General features: G+C 60.3%; 1 protein-coding gene. It reads right to left on the reverse strand.

All coding sequences use genetic code 11. The features are described 5' to 3' along the window. Positions 1 to 549, reverse strand: a 549-nt coding sequence (locus OC610_RS28645) for an extracellular solute-binding protein (protein WP_264433145.1), incomplete at both ends; no start/stop codon positions are given.

Consider the following 549-nt stretch of genomic DNA (forward strand, 5'->3'; position numbering starts at 1 on the left):
GTCATGAGTCGTTGGATCTTGGGCGGCAACTCGGAGTTGACGTAAAGCTTGTCGACGACCGCTTGCGGTGGATAAACCGCTTCGTCGGTGCGGACTTTCTGGTCCATCAGTTCGCCAGCCTTGGGGTTCGGGTTGGCATAACCGACCACGTCGCTGACCTGGGCGATCACCTCAGGCTTGAGCAGGTAGTTGATGAACGCATGGGCCTCCCTGACGTTGGTGGCGTCGCGCGGGATCGCCAGCATGTCGAACCAGAGGTTGCCGCCTTCCTTGGGGATCACGTAGGCGATTTCGATGCCCTTGCCGGCTTCGCTGGCACGGGAGCGGGCCTGGAAGATGTCGCCGGAGAACCCGGCAGCCACGCAGATGTTGCCGTTGGCCAGGTCGGAGATGTATTTGGAGGAATTGAAATAGGTCACGTAAGGCCGGATCTTGAGGAGCTGGGCCTCGGCCTTCTTGTAGTCTTCCGGATCCTGGCTGTTGGGGTCCAGGCCCAGGTAGTTGAGCATCGCCGGGATCATCTCGTCGCCCGAATCGAGGAACGAAACG

The organism is Pseudomonas agronomica, from assembly GCF_025917275.1.
Lineage (GTDB): Bacteria > Pseudomonadota > Gammaproteobacteria > Pseudomonadales > Pseudomonadaceae > Aquipseudomonas > Aquipseudomonas agronomica.